The sequence below is a fragment of the Curtobacterium sp. 320 genome (assembly GCF_031455235.1).
In the GTDB taxonomy this organism is placed as follows: Bacteria; Actinomycetota; Actinomycetes; order Actinomycetales; family Microbacteriaceae; genus Curtobacterium.
The window spans coordinates 275,464-294,817 of the sequence record NZ_JAVDSI010000002.1 but is presented as its reverse complement, the minus strand read 5'-3'; the positions used below and the strand labels follow the sequence as shown (position 1 = coordinate 294,817).

Annotated in this window: 18 protein-coding genes; 7 read left to right on the top strand and 11 right to left on the bottom strand. The window is 72.0% G+C overall.

Going from position 1 to position 19,354, the window contains the following annotated elements; translation table 11 throughout:
- Nucleotides 1-32 precede the first annotated feature (32 nt).
- From purU to nagA, 3 genes are read left to right on the top strand one after another with little or no spacing between them, the layout of a single operon-like run.
- Entirely contained in the window at nt 33-911 is an 879-nt protein-coding gene (gene purU / locus J2X60_RS04710; protein WP_071302110.1) for a formyltetrahydrofolate deformylase, read from the top strand.
- Between the two features lie 7 nt (nt 912-918).
- Nucleotides 919-1,317: a YrdB family protein gene (locus J2X60_RS04705; protein WP_309886640.1), complete on the top strand. Its 399-nt coding sequence runs from the start codon at nt 919-921 to the stop codon at nt 1,315-1,317.
- Nucleotides 1,318-1,376: 59 nt separating this feature from the next.
- Complete coding sequence (gene nagA / locus J2X60_RS04700; protein ID WP_396127777.1) at nt 1,377-2,507, top strand: N-acetylglucosamine-6-phosphate deacetylase; 1,131 nt, start codon at nt 1,377-1,379, stop codon at nt 2,505-2,507.
- A gap of 13 nt (nt 2,508-2,520) precedes the next feature.
- On the opposite strand, the gene J2X60_RS04695 is transcribed toward nagA, so the two are convergent.
- Nucleotides 2,521-4,977, bottom strand: coding sequence for a GH92 family glycosyl hydrolase (locus tag J2X60_RS04695; RefSeq protein WP_309886638.1), 2,457 nt, complete (start codon nt 4,975-4,977; stop codon nt 2,521-2,523).
- A 109-nt stretch (nt 4,978-5,086) separates the two neighbouring features.
- Here J2X60_RS04695 and J2X60_RS04690 point away from each other — a divergent pair, with 109 nt between their 5' ends.
- Together J2X60_RS04690 and J2X60_RS04685 are read left to right on the top strand one after the other, a co-directional pair.
- A complete protein-coding gene (locus J2X60_RS04690) occupies nt 5,087-5,752 on the top strand; it encodes a hypothetical protein (RefSeq protein ID WP_309886637.1) in 666 nt (221 codons plus the stop codon).
- 36 nt (nt 5,753-5,788) lie between these two features.
- Complete coding sequence (locus J2X60_RS04685) at nt 5,789-6,976, top strand: aminotransferase class I/II-fold pyridoxal phosphate-dependent enzyme (RefSeq protein ID WP_309886636.1); 1,188 nt, start codon at nt 5,789-5,791, stop codon at nt 6,974-6,976.
- Between the two features lie 9 nt (nt 6,977-6,985).
- Here J2X60_RS04685 and nagB read toward each other — a convergent pair whose 3' ends face one another.
- On the bottom strand, nt 6,986-7,771 hold the full coding sequence (gene nagB / locus J2X60_RS04680; protein ID WP_071302113.1) for a glucosamine-6-phosphate deaminase: 786 nt from the start codon (nt 7,769-7,771) through the stop codon (nt 6,986-6,988).
- A gap of 61 nt (nt 7,772-7,832) precedes the next feature.
- Here nagB and J2X60_RS04675 point away from each other — a divergent pair, with 61 nt between their 5' ends.
- On the top strand, nt 7,833-8,312 hold the full coding sequence (locus J2X60_RS04675; RefSeq protein WP_309886635.1) for an NUDIX domain-containing protein: 480 nt from the start codon (nt 7,833-7,835) through the stop codon (nt 8,310-8,312).
- Nucleotides 8,313-8,378: 66 nt separating this feature from the next.
- Here J2X60_RS04675 and J2X60_RS04670 read toward each other — a convergent pair whose 3' ends face one another.
- Genes J2X60_RS04670 through J2X60_RS04655 form a run of 4 tightly spaced genes read right to left on the bottom strand, consistent with a single transcriptional unit; the run spans nt 8,379 to nt 12,476 of the window.
- Nucleotides 8,379-9,449 (bottom strand): ABC transporter ATP-binding protein, encoded by a 1,071-nt coding sequence (locus J2X60_RS04670; RefSeq protein WP_309777186.1) that lies wholly within the window; start codon nt 9,447-9,449, stop codon nt 8,379-8,381.
- Nucleotides 9,446-10,345: an ABC transporter permease subunit gene (locus J2X60_RS04665; protein WP_309777188.1), complete on the bottom strand. Its 900-nt coding sequence runs from the start codon at nt 10,343-10,345 to the stop codon at nt 9,446-9,448. Before J2X60_RS04665 ends, J2X60_RS04670 begins: the two co-directional genes overlap by 4 nt.
- Nucleotides 10,342-11,328, bottom strand: coding sequence for an ABC transporter permease subunit (locus tag J2X60_RS04660; RefSeq protein WP_309886634.1), 987 nt, complete (start codon nt 11,326-11,328; stop codon nt 10,342-10,344). The genes J2X60_RS04665 and J2X60_RS04660 overlap by 4 nt, the downstream gene beginning before the upstream one ends.
- Nucleotides 11,329-11,333: 5 nt before the next feature.
- Entirely contained in the window at nt 11,334-12,476 is a 1,143-nt protein-coding gene (locus J2X60_RS04655) for an ABC transporter substrate-binding protein (RefSeq protein ID WP_070417766.1), read from the bottom strand.
- Between the two features lie 219 nt (nt 12,477-12,695).
- On the opposite strand from J2X60_RS04655, the gene J2X60_RS04650 reads away from it, so the two are divergent.
- Nucleotides 12,696-13,133: a YdeI/OmpD-associated family protein gene (locus J2X60_RS04650; protein ID WP_309886633.1), complete on the top strand. Its 438-nt coding sequence runs from the start codon at nt 12,696-12,698 to the stop codon at nt 13,131-13,133.
- 85 nt (nt 13,134-13,218) lie between these two features.
- Here the strand turns inward: J2X60_RS04650 and J2X60_RS04645 are convergent, their stop codons facing one another.
- From J2X60_RS04645 to J2X60_RS04625, 5 genes are all read right to left on the bottom strand, one after another.
- Entirely contained in the window at nt 13,219-14,082 is an 864-nt protein-coding gene (locus J2X60_RS04645) for an NAD(P)H-hydrate dehydratase (RefSeq protein ID WP_309777196.1), read from the bottom strand.
- Nucleotides 14,072-14,812 (bottom strand): histidine phosphatase family protein, encoded by a 741-nt coding sequence (locus tag J2X60_RS04640; protein ID WP_309886632.1) that lies wholly within the window; start codon nt 14,810-14,812, stop codon nt 14,072-14,074. The genes J2X60_RS04645 and J2X60_RS04640 overlap by 11 nt, the downstream gene beginning before the upstream one ends.
- Before the next feature lie 33 nt (nt 14,813-14,845).
- Nucleotides 14,846-14,995 (bottom strand): hypothetical protein, encoded by a 150-nt coding sequence (locus tag J2X60_RS04635; RefSeq protein ID WP_309886631.1) that lies wholly within the window; start codon nt 14,993-14,995, stop codon nt 14,846-14,848.
- Between the two features lie 330 nt (nt 14,996-15,325).
- A complete protein-coding gene (locus J2X60_RS04630; RefSeq protein WP_309886630.1) occupies nt 15,326-18,439 on the bottom strand; it encodes a glycoside hydrolase family 38 C-terminal domain-containing protein in 3,114 nt (1,037 codons plus the stop codon).
- A gap of 31 nt (nt 18,440-18,470) precedes the next feature.
- Nucleotides 18,471-19,301, bottom strand: a complete 831-nt coding sequence (locus tag J2X60_RS04625; RefSeq protein ID WP_309886715.1) for a carbohydrate ABC transporter permease — start codon at nt 19,299-19,301, stop codon at nt 18,471-18,473.
- Nucleotides 19,302-19,354: the final 53 nt, after the last annotated feature.

The following is a 19,354-nucleotide window of genomic DNA, read 5'->3' as shown; positions in this document are numbered from 1 at the left end:
TCCCGACAGCCCGATCCCGGTACCCTGATCCGGTGACCGACCCGACCGCCCCGAGCGAGCAGACCCCCACGCACTGGACCCTCACGCTGGTCTGCGACGACCAGCCCGGGATCGTGCACGCCGTCTCCGGAGCCGTCGTCGCCGCGAGCGGGAACATCACCGAGTCGCAGCAGTTCTCGAGCGTCGACACGAACACGTTCTTCATGCGCCTCCAGGTCATGGCCCCCGTCGACCGCACCACGTTCGAGGCCGCGCTCGCCCCCGTCGCCGAGCGCTACGACGCCCGCGTCCAGCTCGACGTCGTCGGCCGGCCGCTGCGCACCCTCGTCCTCGTGTCGAAGGCCGGACACTGCCTGAACGACCTGCTGTACCGGCAGCGCGGCGGACAGCTCCCGATCGAGGTGCCGCTCGTGCTCTCGAACCACGCGGACCTCTCCGAGCTCGCGTCGTTCTACTCCGTGCCGTTCGAGCACCGGCCGGTGACGGACGCCGCGAGCAAGCAGGAGATGGAGCGCCGGGTGCTGCAGGCGGTCGAGGAGCACGACATCGAGCTCGTCGTCCTCGCCCGGTACATGCAGATCCTCTCGCCGGAGCTGTGCGCCGCCCTCGAGGGTCGCGCGGTGAACATCCACCACTCGTTCCTGCCGGGCTTCAAGGGCGCCAACCCCTACCGACAGGCGCACGCCCGCGGGGTCAAGCTCATCGGTGCGACGGCGCACTTCGTGACGAGCGACCTCGACGAGGGCCCGATCATCGAGCAGAACGTCGTCCGCGTGGACCACACGAAGGACCCCGCCGAGCTGGTCTCGATCGGCCAGGACGAGGAGTCCCGCACGCTCACCCAGGCGGTGCGCTGGATCGCCGAGGACCGTGTCCTCCTCGACGGCGCCCGCACCATCATCTTCAAGTAGGCACCGCATGTCAGCACCGCAGTCCCCCGTCGATTGGGGCGACACCCCGGACCCGCACGCCATCCGCCCCCGGAGGCTCGACGGCTGGACGGTGCTCCGCATCCTGGTGTGCGCCTTCGGCCTGGTCTCGCTGGCGTACTGGGGCTACATCGCGTGGCCGTTCCCGATGCCCGGCATCCTGTTCATGATCGGCGCGCCGGTGTTCGCCGCGGTGGTCTGGTACCTGTTCCGGTCGCAGGCGTCGCCGATCGAGACGGACATCGTCGGCAAGACCATCGTCGAGGTCGCCCTCGTGATCGCGGCCGGCGGGTGCTGGATCTCGATCGGGCATCCGGTGGTGGGGCTGATCTTCATCCTCGTGGCGGCCCTGTTGGGCGTGGTGCAGTTCCGCAAGGAGACCCGGTGAACGGCGGCGCGTCCGTCGCTTCCGTCGGCGGCTCCGTCGGACGGGAGGCGCGGCGCACGCTGATCCGGTCGACCCACGTGGTCGACGCGGCCGGCTCCACGGCGGACGGCTGGGTCCTCGTCGTCGGTGACACGATCCACGCGGTCGGCTCCGGCCCCGAGGCACCGGCGGCGACCTCGGTGCACGAGGTCGTGGACCTCGGCGACGCCGTCCTGACGCCCGGCTTCATCGACCTGCACGGCCACGGCGGCGGCGGCACCGCGTACGAGGACGACTCGATCGCGGCCGCCCTCGAGGTCCACCGGTCGCACGGCACGACCCGCTCGGTCCTGTCCCTCGTCGCGAACCCGGTGCCCGCGCTGACCGCCTCGCTCGACCGCATCCGCACGGTGATGGCCGACGACCCGCTCGTGCTCGGCGTCCACCTCGAGGGGCCGTTCCTCTCCCCGCACAACAAGGGCGCCCACAACGAGTCGTTCCTGATCGACCCGGCGCCCGGTCCGGTCGCGGAACTGCTCGAGGCCGGCGAGGGCGTCGTCCGCCAGGTCACCATCGCGCCGGAGCTCGCCGGCGCCCTCGACGCGACCGAACGGTTCGTCGCCGCGGGCGTCACCGTCGCCGTGGGCCACACCGTCGGCACGTACGACCAGGCCCGGGCAGCGTTCGACGCCGGCGCGACCATGCTCACGCACGCGTTCAACGCCATGCCGGGCATCCACCACCGGGCTCCCGGGCCGATCGCGGCCGCCGTGGCCGACGACCGCGTGACGCTCGAGCTCATCCTCGACGGCGTGCACGTGCACCCGTCCGTGGCGTCGATGCTGCTGCGGGCGGCGCCGGGTCGGGTCGCCCTCATCACCGACGCCATGGGCGCTGCCGGTGCGGCCGACGGCTCCTACACGCTCGGGTCGCTTGCCGTGACCGTCACCGACGGGATCGCGCACGTGGCGGGGACGGACACCATCGCGGGGTCGACGCTGACGCAGGACGTGGCGCTGCGGAACGCCGTGACCCTCGCGGGACAGACGCTGCCGGACGCCGTGGCGGCGCTGACCAGCGTGCCGGCGGCGGCGCTGGGGCTCGGCGACCGGCTGGGTCGGCTCGCGCCGGGGTACGCCGCCGACCTCGTGGCGTTGTCGCCGTCGTTCGAGGTCCAGCGGGTGTGGGGCGCGGGGCGCGAGCTGCGCTGACGCGCCGCGGCGCCTACCGGTCGACCGGCCGCCCCCGCGCCCCGCTCGCCCACGACGTGTCCGCCGTGTCCCCGACCCGCAGCGACAGCGTCCCACCGCGGGTCACGAACGACGCCGGCACCCACGACTTCTCGAGCGTCCGGCCGTCCAGACGTGCACCGTGGACGTACGGCTCCGTGCCGGAGGACCGGACGACGATCCGCTCCCCGCTCGACCGCCGGATGTCGACCGTGCTGAACGTCGGGCTCCCGATGAGCATCTCCGCCCGCCCCGGCGTCTGCGGGAACAACCCGATCGACGCGAAGACGTACCAGGCGCTCATCGTGCCGAGGTCGTCGTTGCCCGGCAAGCCGCTCGGCCCGGTCGTGTAGGCGTCGTCGACGACCCGACGCACGGTCTCCTGCGTCTTCCACGGCTTGCCGAGCGCGTTGTACATCCACGGCGTGTGGATGTCGGGCTCGTTGGTCGGGTCGAACTTGGTGGGATCACCACCGGTCACCGCGAACGCGCCGGAGCTGTCGTGGAAGAAGGTGTCCAAGCGAGCGGCAGCGGCAACGTCACCGCCCAGCGCGGTCGACAGCCCGTGCACGTCCTGCGGCACGAGCCACGTGTACTGCGCACTCGTCCCCTGCGCGAACCCGGTGCCGGTCGAGGGCGACCAGTCCGGTGTCCACGATCCGTCGGCCTGGCGAGCGGCCTGGTAGCCGACGGCCGGGTTGAACGTGTTCTTCCAGTAGGTCCCGCGCTCCGCGAACATCCGGGCGTCCGAGCGCAGCCCCAGCGACGAGGCCCAGTACCCGAGCGCACTGTCGGAGATCGAGTCCTCGAGGGTCTCCGCAGCGCCACCCCAGCACGAGCAGTCGTCGTTCGCCGCGTAGTGCCGCTGCAGGTACTCGTCGAGGGCCGGCCGCTGCGCCAGGCACTGACCCGGGCAGCCGACGTCGCTCTCGGCGTCGGCGTTCTCGACCGTCGCCTGCTGCTTCAGCGAGGCGTAGGCGGCGCGCACGTCGAAGTTCCGCACACCCATGGCGTACCAGGTGGCGAGGGTCGCGGCCGAGGGGTCGCCCGTCATCACGTGGGTCGGGGCACCGAGGTGGAGCCACCGGTCCCACACCCCGCCGTTCTGCTCGGCGAACCGCAGCATCGACTGCGCCATGTCCCCGGCGACGTCCGGTCGCAGCAGGGCGAGCAGCTGGATCTGCGCCCGGTACTGGTCCCACCCGGAGTACGTGCCGTAGACGGCCCGGTGTCCCCGGTCCATCCGGTGCACCCGCTGGTCCGGCCCGAGGTAGCGGCCGTCGCGGTCGTTCAGCGTGTTCGGCTGCATGAGCGCGTGGTACACGGACGTGTAGAGCTGGGTGGTCCGGTCCGCCGTGCCGCCACCGACGCGCAGGCGCGACAGTTCGCGGTTCCAGGAGGCGCGGGTGCCGGCCGCCACGCTGGCGACGGTCGAGCGCGGGGTCACCTCGCCGTCGCGGTTCGCGACGGCTCCTGCCGCGCTCACGTACGAGATGCCGATCTTCGCGTGCACCGTCGCACCGCGACGCGCTTCGAAGCCGACCCACGCGCCGGAGCCGCGTCCGGCACGGTCGGCGCCGGTGAGGTAGCCCTCCCCGCCGGAGGAGGACGTGCCTCCTGGCCGGACCGTGCCGTCCTGCCAGGTGCCGGTGCTCGTGAACGCCCGGTCGAAGGTCGCCGTGAAGAACAGGCGGTAGTAGCTGCGGCGGTCGGGGTTGGTGGCCCCGCCCCCGTTCGCACGGCGGCTGCAGAAGCCGCCGGTCAGGACGCTGCCGCTGACCGTGCGAGTCCGTGCGTCGACGCGGGTGGTCGCCGCCTCGCTGCCGTTGATCGAGTTCGACGTACGGAAGAGCAGGTTCGCGTCCTTGCCTGCCGGGAACGCGAACTCGCCGACGCCGGCTCGGGTGGTGACGGCGAGGTCGGTTCGGACGCCGTTGTCGAGGCGGACCGTGTAACGGCCGGGGCTCGCGGACTCGTCGTCGTGCGAGTACCCGGCGGCGTAGACCGCGTCGGTGGAGTCCGCCGACGGCGAGGTCGTGACCGGTGTGGTGACGGGCATGATCGGCACGTCACCGGCGGCCCCCGGCGCGCAGCCGGCACCGTTCAGGTGCGTCAGACTGAACCCCCGCAGTCGGTCGACGTCGTACGAGTAGCCGTTCGCGACCGGGGTCGAGGTCTGGTCGCCCGCGGTGCCGGTGGGGCTCCACTGGAGCATGCCGAACGGGGCGGTCGCGCCGGGCCAGGTGTTGCCGTCGCCGCTCGTGCCGATGAACGGGTCGACGTACCGGGCGGGGTCGGAGACGGTCCGGGCCGCCTGCCCTGCCTGCCCGGACGGCGAGGCGACCGCCGGTGCGGCGACCATCCCCGTCCCGAGCAGCGCGGTGATCGTGGCCACCGCGGCGAGCGGCAGCGGGCGGAGGAGCGGGCGACGGTGCACGCGGGAACGGTTCACGCCCGCGACGCTAGACCCCTCGGACGGGGGACGCGCGATCGGTCACCGAGCGCTCCCCTGCTGTTCACGTCGAGCGGTCGTCCCGCCCGCGCCTGCTTGGATGGACGCCATGCAGCACGGGGACGAGCACACGCCGGGCGGTCGACGTCGCCCACCGCGGGCGATCGTCCTCGTGATGGCCGAGTACGGCGTCGGGGACTCGCCGCTCTGGTACCGCGGATCCTCCGAGGACGTCGGTCTCGTGGACGCGGGCGCGGACGGCCTCGGCCTCAGCGCTGCCCTGCGGCACGACCTCGAGGCGTGGAACGACGTGTTCGACGCGCTGAGCGGGACGTCGTTCGAGTGGCCCTCGGCCGCCGTCCGTGACGCCCACCGGGTCGACGCGTTCACGCTCGCGAGCAGGGTGCAGCTCGAAGTCGGTGACGACGTCCACGTCTGGTGCGGTGCCGGCGGCGGGATCGACACCTTCCCGGTCGCGCACCCCGTCGTGGTGGCGCCCGCCGACCGCGTCGGCACCGAGGTCGAGTCCTGGAACGGCCGCCGCCGCGCCGAGATCATGTCCGCGCGCGCCGCCGGGCTCCGCGAGGGCACCGAACGCGCGATCGTCGGGTGGCGCGCGCTGACCGAGCGGGCCGGGGGTCCGTTCGGTGACGCGGGGACCCGAGCACTGGGACTCCGCACAGCAGCACGCATGCAGGCCGATGTCGGCGTCCGGGCGCAGGTGGTGTCCTTCGCGGGCGCGAGCGGACCGTACACCCTCGCCGACGTCGACTGAGGTCCAGATCACACCCTCCGCTGCGAGGATGGGCCCATGAGCGTCATGGTCTCCCTCTTCGATGCGCACCGCACCCGCACCAGCGAGAAGTACACGGCCTACCCGCCGGACGTGCTGCCGATGTTCGTCGCCGAGATGGACAGCATGCTCGCCGAACCCGTGCGGGACGCCCTCGTGGCCGCGGTCACGAACGGCGACACCGGGTACGTCGGGCACGGCCGGGCGCTCCCCGAGGCGTTCGCCGACTTCGCCGAGGCCCGCTGGTCGTGGCGCCTCGACCCGGACCTCGTGCGGACCACCACGGACGTCTCGGTGGCTGCGGTGGAGACGCTCCGCCGGGTCATCGAGCCCGGGGACCAGGTCGTCATCATGCCGCCCGTGTACCCGCCGTTCTGGGAGTACGTCGCCGAGGCCGGCGGCTCCGTGACCGAGGTCCCGCTGCTCGCACCCGAGGGCACCGCGGACCCGTTCGACACCACGGCCGGGTGGCGGATGGACCTCGACGGGATCGGCCGGGCGTTCGCGGACGGAGCCCGGACGGTGCTGCTCTGCAACCCGCACAACCCCCTCGGACTCGTCCACACCCGGGAGGACCTCGCCGCCCTCGCCCGACTCGCCGCCGAGTGGGACGCCGTGGTCGTCTCGGACGAGATCCACGCGCCGCTCGTGCACGCGGACGCGACGTTCACGCCCTTCCTCGACTCGTGCCCCGAGGCAGCGGAGCTCGGGGTCACCCTGACGAGCGCGAGCAAGGCGTGGAACCTCGCGGGGACGAAGTGCGCCCTGATGGTCGGCGCCTCCGACCGCGCCCGCGCCCGGTTCGACGGCATGCCCGGCGAGGTCGTGGAGCGCACCGGGATCCTCGGGTACACCGCGAGCGTGGCGGCGTTCAGCGAGGGCGGACCCTGGCTCGCGTCGCTGCTGACCGAGCTCGCCGCGAACCGCCGCACCCTGGCCGAGCGACTCGGTGACGTGCTGCCCGGCACCGGGTACCGGCAGCCGCAGGCGTCCTACCTGGCGTGGCTCGACCTGCGGGCGCTCCCGTGGGGTGACGACCCCGCAGCCCTGCTCGTCGACGAGGCGAAGGTCGCGCTCGGCAGCGGACCGGACTTCGGGCGCCAGGGGGTCGGGTTCGCGCGACTCAACTTCGGGTGCTCGGCGGAGACGCTCGACGACGGGCTCAGCCGCCTGCACACCGCGTTCGAACGACGTGCGGGCGGCTGATCCGCGGCCCTACTCGAACAGCTGCCAGGCCGGCTTGTTCGCGTACGTGTACGTGTAGTAGTCGGCGAGCTTGAGGCCCGCCGCGGCTTCCTCGTCGACGACGACGGTGGCGTGCTCGTGCAGCTGCAGCGCGGACCCGGGGACGAACGACGACAGCGGCCCCTCGACAGCGGCGGCCACGGCGTCGGCCTTCGACGAGCCCTGGGCGACGAGGACGAGCTCACGGGCCTCGAGGATGGTGCCGAGCCCCTGCGTCATGCAGTGCGTCGGGACCTGGTCGAGGCTGTCGAAGAAGCGGGCGTTGGCCTCGCGCGTGGACGGGGCGAGGGTCTTGATGCGCGTGCGGGACGCGAACGACGACGTCGGCTCGTTGAACCCGATGTGCCCGTTCGCGCCGATCCCGAGGATCTGCACGTCGACCCCGCCGGCGGCACGGATCGCGGCGTCGTATTCCTTCGCCGCGAACTCGAGGTCGGACGCGCGGCCGTCCGGGACCCGCACGCGGGAGGGCTCGAACCCGAGCGGCTCGATGACGTCGCGCTGGATCACCGAGGCGTACGACTCGGGGTGCTCGAGCGGGATGCCGACGTACTCGTCGAGGGCGAACGCGCGGGCCTCGGCGAACGAGATCTCCCCCGCGTCGACACGACGCTGCAGGTCGGCGTAGATGCCCTGCGGGCTGGACCCGGTGGCGACACCGATGACGGCGGACGGCTTCTTCGCGACGACGGAGGCGATCTTGGCCGCGGCGACGCGACCGACCTCAGCCGGCGTGGGCAGGATGATGATCTCCACGGGGACAGCCTACTGGTCATGACCAGTCTGCGACAGGGTCCCGTGTCGGTAGCGTGGCGGCATGCCCACGCCTGACTTCGTCCTGTCCCTCCGCTCGAAGATCGGGAACGAGCCGCTCTGGCTCACCGGGGTCACCGCCGTCGTGACGCGCGGCGAGGGTCAGGACCGTGAGCTCCTCGTCGTCCGCCGGGCCGACAACCACGCGTTCACGCCGGTCACCGGCATCGTCGACCCCGGCGAGGAACCCGCGGTCGCCGCCGAACGCGAGGTCCTCGAGGAAGCCGACGTCGTCGCCGTCGCCGAGCGCCTCGCGTGGGTGCAGGTGCTGCCGGAGATGACGTACCCGAACGGTGACCGGGCGCAGTACCTCGACCTGGTGTTCGCCTGCCGGTACGTCTCCGGGGAGCCCTTCCCCGCCGACGGTGAGAACACCGAGGCCTTCTGGGCGCGGCTCGACGCGCTGCCGGAGATGCCCGCGACCATGCGGGCGCGGATCGAGGCGGCCCTGTCCGACGACCCGGCCACGCGCTTCCAGCGCTGACCCGACGGGACAGGACGGGAGGCGCGGTGCGGGCCCGCACCGCGCCTCCCGTCCGGCAGTTCGCGGCTACGCGAGCGGGGCGACCGCCACGGGCGCTCCGAGCAGGCGCACGGCGACGGACTCGCCGGCCGCACGACGGTCGCCGACCTCGTGCTGCACCGTCACCACGGTGTCGTCGTCGAGCCGGACCGTGGTGCGCCGGATCGACCCGAGGAAGCTCGAGGCCACGACCGTGCCGGTGACGCCCTCCGAGGCGAAGGCGACGTCCTCCGGGCGGACGTAGGCGAGCACCGGGCCGTCCGGCACCGAGGCGTCGAGCGCCGGGACGCTGAACCCGTAGACGAACACGTCACCCCCGCGCAGGTCCCCGCGGAGCCGGTTCGACTGCCCGACGAAGTCCGCCGTGAACGCCGAGGACGGGGACCGGTAGAGCTCCTCGGGCGTGCCGATCTGCTCGATGTCGCCGGCGTTCATCACCGCGATGCGGTCCGAGACGGCGAGTGCCTCCTCCTGGTCGTGGGTGACGAACACGGTCGTGATGCCGAGGTCGCTCTGGATGCGGCGGATCTCGTCGCGGAGGGACACGCGCACCTTGGCGTCGAGCGCGGACAGCGGCTCGTCGAGCAGGAGCACACGGGGCCGGGTGACCAGGGCCCGGGCGAGGGCGACGCGCTGCTGCTGGCCGCCGGAGAGCTGGTGCGGGTAGCGGTCGGCGAACTCGGCGAGGTGCACCATGTCGAGCGCGTCGATGACCTGCTCGCGGCGCGCGGCGGCGGGGACCCGGCGCATCTCCAGGCCGAACGCGACGTTCTGCCGCACGGTCATGTGCGGGAACAGCGAGTACTGCTGGAACACCATGCCGATGTCCCGCTTGTCCACCGGGGTGCCCGCGACGTCGACGCCGTCGATGCGGATGGAGCCGGCGTCGATGGCCTCGAGGCCGGCGAGCGCCCGGAGCGCGGTCGTCTTGCCGCAGCCCGAGGGCCCGAGCAGCGACACGAACTCCCCGGGTTCGATGCGGAGCGACAGGCCGGCGAGGGCACGGTGCGCGCCGTAGTGCTTCTCGACGCCGTGCAGCTCGACGGTCGCGCCGTCGGTGGCGAGCGATGCCGGGGCGGCGGGGGCGGTGACGGTCATGCGGACTCCTTCGGGGCACGGCGACGGCGGGAGCCGACCCGGCCGATGACGACGAGCAGCACGAATCCGAAGACGAGTGCGCCCAGCGAGAAGATCGCGGCGACGTAGGGGTCGGTCGACTGCACGAGCAGGAGCGCCGTCTGGAACGTCGTGCGGGAGAGGAACGAGGCGAGGGTGTACTCGCCGAGGACGACCGTGATGGTCAGGAAGCAGGCGGCGGTGATGCCGCGGCGGAGGTTCGGCAGGAGCACCCGCCACGTGACGGTCCACCACGACGCGCCGAGCGACCGGGCGGCCTCGGAGAGCACGGCCATGTCCATCGCGGTGATGGCCGCGGCGATCGGTCGGAACGCGAAGGGCAGCGAGACGATGCCGATCGCGAACGACAGGGTCCACGCGCCCGAGCCGAAGACCTGGGCGACGACCTGGTACACGGGGATGAACCCGACGACGAGGACGACCACGGGGACGGTGATCGGCACGATGCACACGAACTCGAGGACCCGACGGAGCCGCGGGTACCGCAGGGCCGTGATGATCTGGGCCGGCAGCAGGACGAGCAGCACGATCCCCACGGTGATGAGCGCGATGAGCAGGGATGCCCCGAGGCCGTCGAACACCGGCTGGTAGGTCGCGGCGTTCACCGGGTCGACGAGTGCGCCGTAGTGCGCGAGCGTCAGGCTGCCGTCCGTCCCCTGGCGGAAGGTGAACTGCGCGAGGGCGACGAGCGGGACGGCGAACACGAGGCCGACCACGACGAGCACGATCGCGGCGGTGACCCGTGACGGGGCCGCGCCGAAGCGGCCGGGGCGAGCCGCGCCTCCTGGCCGACGACGAGACGACGAGCGCGACGGGCGCGACCCACGCGACGGACGCACTGGGGCAGCCGCGCTCATCGCTGCCACCTCGACGCCCGGCGCTGCAGCAGCGAGTACGCGCCCATCACGACCGCCATCACGACGACCATGCCGAAGGCGAGCACACCGGCGACGTTCTGCAGTCCGATGATCGTCTCGCTCGTGAGCTGCGTGCGGATGGTGAGCGGCACGATCCCGCCCTGGGAGATCAGGGCCGCCGCGGTGGCGAACGACGAGAACCCGTTCGCGAAGAGGAGCAGCAGCGATCCCCAGAACGCCGGCGCGAGCACGGGCAGGCCGATGCGGCGCCAGTACGTCGCGCGGGAGGCGCCGAGGGTGGCGGCGGCTTCGCCCCACTGGGTCTTGACGCCTTCGAGGGCGGGCATGAACGTGAGGACCATCAGCGGCACCTGGAAGTAGACGTAGGGGATGACGAGCCCGGGGACCGTGTAGAGGAAGGTGCCCTCGGCGTTGAGGTCGATGTGGAAGACGGACACCAACCACGTCGTGACGAGGCCCTGCGCGCCGATCGTGGCGATGAACGCGAACGCGAGCATGACGCCGCCGAACTGGGCGAGGACGCTCGCGGCGGAGTCGATCACGGACCGGACGAGCCCGTCGGGACGGAGCGCGGCGAGCGCCCAGCACACGATCGCCCCGACGACGGCACCGATCACGGCGGACACGGCCGACAGGGCGAACGAGCCGCCGAAGGCACGGATGACCGACGGGTCGGCGAACGCGGCGAGGTTGGCGAACGTGAACGCGCCGTCGCTCGTGAAGAAGCCGCTGCCGATCGCGACCACCGCGGGGACGGCCAGGAACAGCAGGACGTAGGCGGCGAACGGGGTGAGGCCGAGCCACGCGATGCCGCCGCGGCGCCGGACACGGGGTCCGGCGACGCGGCGGGCGGTGGCATCGGCCGGCTGCTCGCTCGTGACGAGCGTCGCCCCGGCGACCGGTGCCGATGCGGTGGTGCCCGCCGCTGAGGCGGGCACCCCCGGTGCCGATGCGGTGGTCATGCTGCTCAGGAGCCCATCGTCGAGGCCCACTTCGCCGACAGCACCTTCGCCGCGGCGGTGACCTGCTCGTCGGTCAGCTCGACGTAGTCCTTCGGCGCGCCACCGGCGGCGTCGAGGGCGTCCTGGTCGACCTTGCCCGACTTCTCGAGCGCGGCGAGGGTGGACGGGAAGGCGCCGGCCTGGAGGTACAGGTTCTGCACGTCCGGGCTGGCGATGTACTCCTGCCAGAGACGCGCGGCCGCGGGGTGCGGGGCGTCCTTGTTGATCGCCTGCGAGTAGTACGAGCCGAGGGCCTGGCCCTCGGGGACGACGGTCTTCCAGTTCTTGTTCCCGCTCGCGCCGGCCGCCGGACCCCACGCGAGGTTGTTGTAGGACCACTGGATCACGACGGGCGTCTCGCCCGAGGCGACGGTCGCCTGCGACGGCAGCACGTTCTGGAAGTTGCCCGCCTGCTTCAGCTTGCCGAAGTAGTCGACGCCCTTCGTGATGTCGTCGGCCGAGCCGCCGTTCTCGAGCGCCGCGAGGTACACGGCCGACGCGGCCTGGTTCGCCTGCGTCGGGTCGCCTGCGATCGAGACCTTGCCCTTGTACTCGGAGCCGAGCAGGTCGTCCAGGTCCTTCGGGGCGTCCGTGATCTTCGACGAGTCGTAGCCGATCGACATCAGGCCCGTGTAGTCGCGGGTCCAGGCGCCGTCCTCGTCCTTGAGGTCCGAGGGGATGTCGCTCCAGTTCGCGACCTTGTAGTCGGTCAGCAGGTCGAGGTTCTGCTGCAGCACGGCGTTGCCGAGGTCGAGCACGTCCGGTGCCGTCGACTGGCCCTTCTGCGACTTCACTGCGGCGACCTCGTCGGCGCTCGAGCCGTTCGGGTTCGCGGAGGTGATCTTGATGCCGTACTTCTTGGTGAAGCCGTCGATGATCTTGCCGTAGTTGGCCCACGACGGCGGCAGCGCGATGACGTTGAGCTGCCCCTCCGCCTTGGCGGCCTTCACGAGGGCGTCCATGCCACCGGCGGACTCGGCGCTCGTGGCGGTCTTCCAGTCGGTGTCGTCCTTGGTCGTGCTGGCGGAGCTCGTGGCCGAGCAGCCGGCGAGGGTGACGATGGCGGCGGCGGCCAGGGCGATGCCGGCGAGGGTGCGCTTGTGCTGCACGGGGTGTGCCTTTCGGGTGCTGTGGTGCGTCGGGGTGGACCGGGGTCCGGGTCCTGGACGATCGTGGACGCGTCCGGTTTCCGGCCAGTGCTGCGGCGGTGAACGGCTGCGGAACAGCGGGTTCGCCTGTACGGTTTCGCTTGTCGGCACAGGCGCCGGCACCGGCGTCGGCCCGCATCGGGCCGGCCGGGTCAGCCCGGTTCAGTCCAGGAGGCACGGATGCAGTTCACGACGACCGTCCTGCAGGCGCGGAAGACGGCGACCGGTCTGCCGGTCCCGTCCGACGTCGTCGACGCGCTGGGCGCGGGGCGCCGCCCACCCGTCGTGGTCACCCTGAACGGCGCCTACACGTACCGGTCGTCGATCGGCGTGATGGACGAGCAGTCCCTCGTCCCGCTGTCGGCGGAGCACCGTGCCGCCTCCGGGGTCGCGGCCGGCGACACCGTCGAGGTCACGATCGAGGTCGACACGCTGCCCCGCGTCGTCGACCTGCCGGAGGACCTCGCGTCGGCACTGCAGGACGCCGGGGTCCGAGCGGCCTTCGACACGCTGTCGAACTCGCGGCAGCGGGCCCTCGCCGACCCGGTCGTGCAGGCGAAGGCGCCGGAGACCCGCGCGCGTCGGATCGCGAAGGCCGTCGAGTCCCTGCGCGGGTAGGCGCCGGGGCGTACCTGACCGTTTCGGGCGTACCTGGTCGGAAGTTTCGGGCAGGTACGCCCGAAAGCACCATGTACCGCGTTCGTTACGCGCCGAGCTCCACCAGCACGCGCGGGATCTCCGTCACGAGCTCGCTCGCCAGGTAGCCGAGCGGCCCGACCTGCACGGCGAGGCGGTCGCCAGCCGCCGCGTGCACGTACGACGCCCACGCCACTGCCTGCGCCGGATCGGCACCGCGAGCGAGCAGACCGGTGACCGCCCCCGACAGGACGTCCCCGCTCCCGCTCGTCCCGAGCCCGCCGGAACCGGTGCCCTTCAGCCAGCTGCGCCCGTTCGGTGTCGCGATGGCGTCGCCGAGGGCCACGACCGCACCGAACCGCTGGGCGATGACCATCGCATCGGCCACGTCGTCTCCGCTGCCGTCGCGCCCGAGCAACCGCTCGGCCTCGCCGGAGTTGGGCGTCATCACCAGGCGGCCGCGCAGGGGCGCCAGTCGGTCCCGGACATCGACGGCCACGCCGAGAGCGAAGGCGTCGAGCACCACCGTCGTCCGGGCTCCGACCGCGTCCGCGAGCCCGGCGACGAGGTCACGGGTCCCGTCCGGCGCATCGAGCCCCGGGCCGATCAAGACAGCGTCGGCGCTCGCAGCGGGCTCCTCGATCCCCTCGATCGCGCCGACGGCGATGTGTCCGTCCGGGTCCTCGTCGAGGGGTTCGACACCGGACTCGGGGACCGCGACGGCGACTTCGTTCGCGATGCTCCTGCCGACCGCCAGCGTGAGCCGACCTGCACCGACCCGCAGTGCGGCGAGCGCCGAGAGCATCGCCGCGCCCGGTGTACGGGCGGCGCCGCCGATGACGAGCACCTGCCCGCGGCCGTACTTGCCGGCGCCTGCGTCGGGGAGCGGCCAATCCCGCAGGAAGTTCGGAGTGACGGGTTCAACGGACATCTTCGTCGTCCTTCCTGCCGGTGTGTGCGGTGACCTCGTCGTCATCGAGGTGTTCGACCGACGAGAACTCCTCGAGCATCCACGGCGCCCCGGCGTGCTCGCGCCGGACTCGTGTGAGCGAGGCGTTCGCGAGCGCGTGGGTCCGCGCGAAGTCCATCAGGGCTGGTTCGTCGAGGTCGAGGCACACCGCGACGACCATCATGACCACGGCGTCGTGCGCAGCGATGACGAGGCGTTCGGTGCCCTCGAGGCGCTCGACGTCGGCGAGGGCGGAGCGGAGCCGGAGCATCACGTCTGCCCAGGACTCACCGCCCGCCGGACGGTGGTAGAACTTGCCGAGCCACTGTCGACGGCGTTCCTCGTCCGGGTGACGGTTCCGGACGCCCTGCAGGGTGTGCAGGTCGAGGACCCCGAGCTCGCGGTCGCGGAGGCGCTCGTCCACGCGCTTCGGAGGCTCGGTCTGTCCGGCGGCGGCCAGCGCGATCTCGATCGTCTGCTGTGCGCGCAGGTACGGCGACACCCACAGCGCCACGGGGACGTCGTCGATGACCCGATCGACGAGTTCCTGTCCGAGGGACCGGGACTGGTCCTCGCCGAGGGGGCTCAGCGGGACGTCGGCGTCACGGTAGGGCACGTCGATCAGGTCCTCGCCCGCTGCCTCGGCGCGCGCCGCGGCGACGTTGGCGACCGATTCACCGTGACGGACGAGCCAGATCTCCTGCACTGCCATGCGGCCACGCTAACCAGGCCGCACTGAGCCGACTCACCGCATCGGCGTCGTCGCGGGGTGTCGAGCGCTCCGCACCGGTCGGACCGCACACGGGAGGCCGGCGGCACGGAACCGGAGTGCCAGCGCGTCGAGGTCGAACAGCTCGCGCCACTCGACGCGGAGCACCGTGCGGACGCCCGGCACCGTGAGCTTCGCGCGTGGCGGAGGCCCGCAGGATGGGCAGCGGTTCGTTCATGGACGAGACGATGCCCGCCAGCCACGCGCAAAGCGGTCCGATCTCGTCAACTGTTGACGCGCCTCCAGGCCCACGCTGTTGTGGAGGACCAACGTTCTTTCCCAGGACGGACGCGATCCCTGACGGAATCGGGCGTACCTGGTCAGATCTTTCGACCAGGTACGCCCGATTCGACCACCTACGCCCGGAACGACCAGGCCAACCCGCAGCACGGCGCCGGACGGAACGCACCCGTGTCCCGTCCGGCGCCGCGGTCCTTCGCGCGCGAGCCCGCTGCCTCAGGCCCGACGCACCCGGAGGGTCACGATCTCGAAGGGCCGGAGCGTGAGCACGACCGGCTCCCCCGACTCCCACGAGTCCCCCAGCGGGCGTTCCAGCAGGTCCACCGCCGCCACCCCGGCGACGTCGAACCCGAAGTCGACGCCGACGTCGGCCGCGCGACCGCCCGACGCCTCGTAGAGCCGCACGACGACGTCGCCGGAGCGGTCCTCGGCGAGCTTCACCGCCTCGACGAACACCTGCGGCGACGACACCGTCACGAGCGGGTCGACCGTGGTCGTCCCCTCCACCGTGCGCACCGGCAGGTTGAGCCGGTACCCGGCATCGGCGGCGTCGAGCACCGAGGCACCCACCCGCAGCACCGTCCGGAACACGTGGTGCCCCTGGTCGGCGTGCGGGTCCGGGAACGTCGGGGCCCGCAGCAGCGACTCCCGGACGAGCGTCGTGGTGCCGCCGTCGGCCCGGGTGCTCCGGGTGATGTCGTGTCCGTAGGTGGAGTCGTTCGCGACGGCGACGCCGAACCCCGGCTCGGCGACGTGCACCCAGCGGTGGGCGCTCGTCTCGAAGCGGGCCATGTCCCACGAGGTGTTCTGGTGGGTCGGTCGGTCGATGTGGCCGAACTGGATCTCGCTCGAGGCCGAGGCCGCACGGACGTCGAGCGGGAACGCGAGCTTGAGGAGCTTCTGGCGCTCGTGCCAGTCGACCTCGGTCACGATCGTCAGCTCGGACTGGCCGGCGACGGCGGAGTACCGGGTGGTGATCGACGACGACCCGAAGGACCGCTGGACGACGAGGTCGTCGCCGGACACCTCGACCGAGGACGCCTCCAGCACCGTGCCGCTGCGCTGGTAGGCGCGGTCGATGTCCCACGCCTCCCACTGGTTCGGGGTGTCACGGAACACGGTGTACTCCGCGGCGGCCGCACCCGGGGCGACGGCGTCGCGTCCGGACGCGTGGTCGACGAGGGACACGACGTGACCGGCCGCGTCGATGGTCGCCGTGACGACGCCGGTGTCGATCACGAAGCGGTCGCCGTTCCGGACGGGAGGCACGGCTCGCGGTTCGTCGCCCAGCGAACCACCCAGGGCGGTTGCGCCTCCAGCCGCGACCGGCGAGGCGTTGAAGCGCACGACGTTCCCGGTCGAGCCGCTGCCGCCGACGGCGTCCGCCCCCGACGGTGCGTCCAGCAGGGCGCTCCCACCGCCGGCCCGGGCGGTGGACGACGCACCGACCCCGGCGAGCGCCGCGGCACCGCCGTTCGCGAGCGCCGACGTGGCGTTGCCGATCAGGCCCTCGAGCACACGGGCGACCTCGGCGTAGTTCGCCTCGGCGTTCTCGTAGACCCAGGCGATCGAGGAGCCGGGCAGGATGTCGTGGAACTGCTGCAGGAGCACGGTGTGCCACGCCTGCTCGAGCTCCTCGTACGGGTAGTCGAGCCCGAGTCGGACGGCAGCGGTGGACGCCCAGAGCTCGGCCTCGCGGAGCAGGTGCTCGGAGCGCCGGTTGCCCTGCTTCGTGCGGATCTGGGACGTGTAGGTGCCGCGGTGGAACTCGAGGTACATCTCGCCCGACCACACCGCCGGCGTCGGCAGTGCGGCCTCGATCGCCTCGAAGACCTGCGCCGGAGTGCCGAGGTCGACCCGCGGGGAACCGTCGAGGTCGTGCTGGCGTCGGGCAGCGGCGACCATCTCGCGGGTGGGACCGCCACCGCCGTCGCCGAAGCCGTAGAGCAGCATCGAGGTGTTCGCGACGCCGCGCTCCTTGTTCTGCCGTTCGCCGCGGTGCAGGTCGGCGGGCGAGACGTCCGAGTTGTAGGTGTCGGCCGGGGGCAGGTGCGTGAGGACCCGGGAGCCGTCGATGCCCTCCCAGTGGAACGAGGTGTGCGGGATGACGTTCGTCTCGTTCCACGAGGGCTTCTGCGTGACGAACCACTTCGAGCCGGCGGCGCGGACGATCTGCGGCAGGGCTCCGGAGTACCCGAACGAGTCCGGGAGCCACGCCTCGGGGGTGTCGATGCCGAACTCCTCGAGGAAGAACCGCTTGCCGGCGACGAACTGCCGCGCGAGGGCCTCGCCGCCGGGCAGGTTCGTGTCCGACTCGACCCACATGCCGCCGACCGGGATCCACCGGCCCTCGGCGACCCGTTGCTTGATGCGGGCCCAGATCGACGGGTAGCCGTCCCGGATCCAGGCGTACTGCTGCGCCGAGGAGCAGGCGAACGTGAAGTCGGGGTCGCGGTCCATCAGGTCGAGCACGTTCGAGAAGGTGCGGGCGCACTTCCGGATGGTCTCGCGCACCGGCCAGAGCCACGCCGAGTCGATGTGCGCGTGGCCGACGGCGATCGCCCGGTGCGCGGCAGCGCTGGCCGGCACGGCGAGGACGGGCGCGAGGACCGCTCGTGCGTCGGCGGCCGTCCCGGCGACGTCGTCCGGGTCGAGGGCGTCGGCGGCGCGCTCGAGCACGCGCAGGACGTCCGCGCCGCGGGTGCCGTCGGTGGGCAGCTCGGCCATCAGGCCGCGGAGGACCCAGAAGTCCTGCTGGAGCTCCCACACGGTGTCGTCCCGCTCGACGATCTCGAGCGCCTTCACCTTGTAGATCGGCTTCGTCCCGGCCGTGGAGCGCGACCCGAGCGGGGTCGCCCCCTGGAACGAGTCGCCGCCGATGTCCGGGTTCGCCGCGGCCTCGACGTAGAGCTCGAAGGACTCACCGGGACCGACCTCGAGCGGGACGGTGTCGTTCTTCGGCTCGATGCCCTTGACGGTCGTACCGTCCGGCCGCCACGCGAGCCCCTCGGCCTGGAACCCGGGGTGGCGCTTCGTGAAGCCGAGGTCGACCCGGAGCTCCGCCGTGGTGCCCGGCGCCGTCCCGAAGTCCTCCGGCACGGTGCCGCGGATCCGGAACCAGGTGGTCCCCCACGGTCGGCCGCCCCAGGAGCCGCCCACCGTGAACGGCTCGTAGTCGGCAGCCACCGCGACGTCGAACGGGACCGGTTCGTCCGGCACGGTCCAGGCGGCGATCTCCACCGGTGCGGACCGGCGCAGGACGGCGGGGTCGATGCGGTCCCGGACGAGCCGGGCGATGCGGGCTTCGACGAGGGGTTCGTCGTGGTGCATGGAGGTGGTTCCTTTCCAGCAGGGACGGGTGTCAGCCCTTGATGCCGCCGGCGAGGGCGTTGCCGCCGCCGAGGCCTCGGGACACGACCACGTAGAGGGCGATGACGGGCACGGAGTAGATGATCGAGAAGGCCGCGAGCTGCCCGTACGCCACCGCCCCGTACTGCCCGAAGAAGTTGAAGATGCTCACCGCGGCGGGCACCTTGTCGGGCGAGAGCAGCAGGACGAAGGGGACGAAGAAGTTCCCCCAGGCCTGGATGAACACGAAGATGAACACCACGGCGATGCCCGGGCGCATGAGCGGGATCACGATGCGCGTCAGGGTCGTCATCATCGAGGCGCCGTCGGTCCACGCCGCTTCCTCGAGGGAGATCGGCACCGAGTCCATGAAGTTCTTCGCCATCCAGATCGCCATCGGCAGCGAGGTGGCGGCGAGGAAGAAGATGCAGCCCCACACGTTGTCGATGAGGTTGAGCGACACGAACAGCGCGTAGACCGGCACCATCATGGCGGTGATCGGCAGGCCGGTGCCGAACAGGATCCCGTACAGGAACGGCTTGTTGACGCGCAGCTTGTAGCGGGACAGCGGGTAGGCGGCGAGCAGCGCGAACACCACGGTGACGAGCGCCGTGCCGCCGGAGATGAGCAGGCTGTTCGCGAGCGGGATGAACGACAGCTCCGGGGTGAGGACCTTCGTGAAGTTGTCGAGCGTGAACTGCGACGGCACCTTCACCGACAGGGACGCGTCGGGGTCGACCGAGGCGAGCACGAGCCAGAGCAGCGGCACCGCGAAGCACACCGCGATGACGAGCAGCACGATGTTCGACACCCAGCGCATGGTCCGACCCCGCGGGGAGGTCATGTGCAGCGAGCCCGGGGCGGTCACCGAACGGGTGGTGGTCTGGTCGAGGGACG

Excerpts from the sequence above, each read along its gene's own strand:
- J2X60_RS04705 (WP_309886640.1), top strand. The coding sequence starts at position 919 with ATGTCAGCACCGCAGTCCCCCGTCGATTGGGGCGACACCCCGGACCCG.
- J2X60_RS04690 (WP_309886637.1), top strand. The coding sequence starts at position 5,087 with ATGCAGCACGGGGACGAGCACACGCCGGGCGGTCGACGTCGCCCACCG.
- J2X60_RS04685 (WP_309886636.1), top strand. The coding sequence starts at position 5,789 with ATGAGCGTCATGGTCTCCCTCTTCGATGCGCACCGCACCCGCACCAGC.
- J2X60_RS04675 (WP_309886635.1), top strand. The coding sequence starts at position 7,833 with ATGCCCACGCCTGACTTCGTCCTGTCCCTCCGCTCGAAGATCGGGAAC.
- J2X60_RS04670 (WP_309777186.1), bottom strand. The coding sequence starts at position 9,449 with ATGACCGTCACCGCCCCCGCCGCCCCGGCATCGCTCGCCACCGACGGC.
- J2X60_RS04665 (WP_309777188.1), bottom strand. The coding sequence starts at position 10,345 with ATGAGCGCGGCTGCCCCAGTGCGTCCGTCGCGTGGGTCGCGCCCGTCG.
- J2X60_RS04660 (WP_309886634.1), bottom strand. The coding sequence starts at position 11,328 with ATGACCACCGCATCGGCACCGGGGGTGCCCGCCTCAGCGGCGGGCACC.
- J2X60_RS04650 (WP_309886633.1), top strand. The coding sequence starts at position 12,696 with ATGCAGTTCACGACGACCGTCCTGCAGGCGCGGAAGACGGCGACCGGT.
- J2X60_RS04645 (WP_309777196.1), bottom strand. The coding sequence starts at position 14,082 with ATGTCCGTTGAACCCGTCACTCCGAACTTCCTGCGGGATTGGCCGCTC.
- J2X60_RS04640 (WP_309886632.1), bottom strand. The coding sequence starts at position 14,812 with ATGGCAGTGCAGGAGATCTGGCTCGTCCGTCACGGTGAATCGGTCGCC.
- J2X60_RS04630 (WP_309886630.1), bottom strand. The coding sequence starts at position 18,439 with ATGCACCACGACGAACCCCTCGTCGAAGCCCGCATCGCCCGGCTCGTC.
- J2X60_RS04625 (WP_309886715.1), bottom strand. The coding sequence starts at position 19,301 with ATGACCTCCCCGCGGGGTCGGACCATGCGCTGGGTGTCGAACATCGTG.